At 57.9% G+C, this 2760-nt stretch carries 3 protein-coding genes; all 3 read right to left on the reverse strand.

The genetic code is table 11. From position 1 onward, the window contains the following. A partial coding sequence (locus E1H13_RS27055) for a TIR domain-containing protein (protein ID WP_206071083.1) occupies nucleotides 1-1671 on the reverse strand: 1671 nt, incomplete at its 3' end. A gap of 81 nt (nucleotides 1672-1752) precedes the next feature. Then, nucleotides 1753-2325, reverse strand: coding sequence for a Uma2 family endonuclease (locus tag E1H13_RS25645; protein ID WP_169617809.1), 573 nt, complete (start codon nucleotides 2323-2325; stop codon nucleotides 1753-1755). Nucleotide 2326: 1 nt separating this feature from the next. Then, complete coding sequence (locus E1H13_RS25650; protein WP_169617810.1) at nucleotides 2327-2602, reverse strand: hypothetical protein; 276 nt, start codon at nucleotides 2600-2602, stop codon at nucleotides 2327-2329. Nucleotides 2603-2760 lie beyond the last annotated feature (158 nt).

A 2760-nucleotide genomic window follows, 5' to 3' on the forward strand; every position in this document is an offset into this window, starting at 1 on the left:
ATCGGCACTGGCGCTGGCCAGAGTCTGCCCATCGGGGCTGAAACTCACACTCAAGACCCAATCTGTATGGCCGGTGAGGGTTTGCAGTTCCCGGCCGCTGCGGTCCCACAGCTTCACGGTGCCATCTCTGCTAGCGCTGGCCACAGTCTGCCCATCCGAGCTGAAACTCACACTACTGACCGTATCCGTGTGGCCGGTGAGGGTTTGCAGTTCGCGGCCGCTGCGATCCCACAGCTTAACCGTACCATCTTCGCTGGCGCTGGCCAGGGTCTGCCCATCGGGGCTGAAAATCACACTTCTGACCAAATCCGTATGGCCGGTGAGCTGATTGCGCTGCAGGTAGCCATCGTAGTAATAGATTTTGCGCAAAGCAGACACAGCCTGCAGCCGGGTACTGGGCTCTAGGGGGCTGGGGAGGGCAGCAGTTACACTCTGGGCCTTAGTAAGGGCATCGGTTGCCGGTGTTCCCTCGATCGCCTGAATGGTTCGCCCCAGTTGCAGCGCCCGCCGCCAGGCTGGAGTCATCAAGTTAGCGGCTATCAAGTTCTCTACCGTCAGCGCATCGGCCTGTGTTTCTGCATTCAAAGCCTGTCTTTCAGCGCGGCGGGTCTCTGCGTTTGCCCGCTCGGTCGCCTCCTGGGCAGTCCTCTCATTGCGTTGGGCAAGGTCCCGTTGCTGCTGGGCCACCGCCGCCTGGCGATTTGCCTCCGACTCACCGGTCTCAGCCCGTTGCAAGGCACCCACCGCTACCTGACGTTGCTCTGCTTCGGCGGCACGGGCTGTTTCCGCCTGGGTCAGGGCATCCTGGGCGTCCTGGGCACTTTGTTCAGCAGCTTTTTCGTTATCTTCGGCAATCTGACGTTGCTCAGCTTCGTTGGCCTGGGCGGCTTCCGCCGCCTGCCGTGCCGCTTCGGCCTCGTTCAATCGCTGTTCGGCTAGCTCCCGGGCTTCCCCTTCGCGGTCTAAAGCGGCTTGGGTTCTGCCGTACTGTACCCAGGCTAAACCCCCGGCAGCGATCGCCCCTAGCAGCAGCACCGCCAAAACCCCAATCGTGGCTCGCTGGCGGGTATTGGCCGATCGCCGGGCCGCCACTGAGGTGGCGAGATAATCCTTCTGCAGGTCCGTGGGGGCCGGGTCTTTGCCGGTACTGGCTCGAATTAGCCACTGTTCTGCCGCTTCCAGTTCTCGACCCCGCAAGAGCAGACTGGCATCCTGGTTCTGCTGCTGCCACTCGATCGCCCGCACCTGTAGCCGGGTATGGGTCTTCTTATGCTCCAGGTCAGTGTTGATGGTTTCAACCAGGGTGCCAAAGGCACTGTCAAAGTCATCCTCAGGCTGAAACATCAACCATTGGTGCTGGCTCAGTTTGGGGGGGAGCTGGCTTTGCTCAAAGTCACGGCGGCGCAGTATGGGGATTAACCGCTTGCCATGCTGGACGGCGTGATCGACCTCCTGGCGGCAGTAGGTTGACCCGACGGAATCGGGACTGATCACAAAAATGAACGTGTGGGCTGCTTCAATGCCAGCTTCAATCTCCTGCCACCATTCCGTGGTGGGGGCAATGTCTTGCCAGTCGATCCAGGTGTCATACTGACTGGCCCGCAGGGCATCATAGAGCACCTGCACAAACGCCTTATCACGGCGCGAATAGGAGATGAAAACGTCGGCCATAGCAGCGAAGCGAAGGGGGTCTACCTGCTACGATAGCCTCTATTTGGCCCGTAACTTGAATCGTTAATAGTCTCCCAGGATTTAGCAGAAAATCTCTGACAAATCTAGAACAAAGCCAGGCAGCAGTGCTTCATCGGATAGCGTCTTGGGGTTGCTTAGGCTCTCAGGGGCGTGATGGGGGCGATAAATGTCTACCCGCTGCTGCTCTGGGTCAATCAACCAGCCCAGTTGCAGGCCATTCTCCAGGTATTCCTGCATCTTGGCCTGAAGGTCGGCCAGCTCATCGGAGGGGGATTTAAGTTCGATCGCAAAGTCAGGACACAGGGGCACAAACCGCCGTTGTTGGTCTGGGGTCAGCGCCTCCCAGCGCTCTAGACGTACCCAGGCCACATCGGGAGAGCGGGTGCTGCCGTTGGGCAGCTTAAACCCCGTGGACGAGTCGAACACTACCCCTAGGCGATCGCGGCGATTCCATAAAACCAGATCAGCCGCCAGTTCAACATTCGTCCTGCCGGTTTCACCTCCAGTTGGGGCCAGAATCACCAGTTCCCCCTGGGCGGTACGTTCAAACCTCAAGTCGCGATTATTTTGGCAGATTTGGGCAAACTGCTCATCCGTCAAGGCTAGCGCTGGGCGTAAATCTAGGGTAATCATGTCATTTCAGTCCTTCGGGCGGAAACAACTTACGGTTAGACCACCTATCCTGATCTAGAGCTTGAATGAGGTATTGGCCTGTTTCTTGCTGTTCGTTAATATCGTCATCATCAATCCAAGATTGCAGCATATCCAAGGCTGCAGCTTGCTTTTGCCGTGCTAGCAAGGAGTTCGTCAGTAACTCTGATGCCACTGTTTCAACGGAAAGCCCATGTTGATTGGCTTCCTTAATCAGGTATTGTTCCAGCTCAGGGGACAAGGTCAAGGTTATGGTCATGGGGTGCTTTGCCGGTTTATTGCCATTCTAGCCTCGGCTATAGGGGGTTCGAGCTAACCACAAACTTTACCCGTGGGGGGTTGGCCCCCAACCATTCCGGGGTTTTGGGATGCACCCGCAAAATGTAGACCCCCTGCTCTGGCATGGGGGCCGTGGTG

It is taken from the genome of Nodosilinea sp. P-1105, from assembly GCF_012911975.1.
GTDB lineage: Bacteria > Cyanobacteriota > Cyanobacteriia > Phormidesmidales > Phormidesmidaceae > Nodosilinea.

What these genes read in the sequence shown, in the direction of transcription:
- E1H13_RS25645 (WP_169617809.1), bottom strand. Translation starts at nt 2,325, where the DNA reads ATGATTACCCTAGATTTACGCCCAGCGCTAGCCTTGACGGATGAGCAG.
- E1H13_RS25650 (WP_169617810.1), bottom strand. Translation starts at nt 2,602, where the DNA reads ATGACCATAACCTTGACCTTGTCCCCTGAGCTGGAACAATACCTGATT.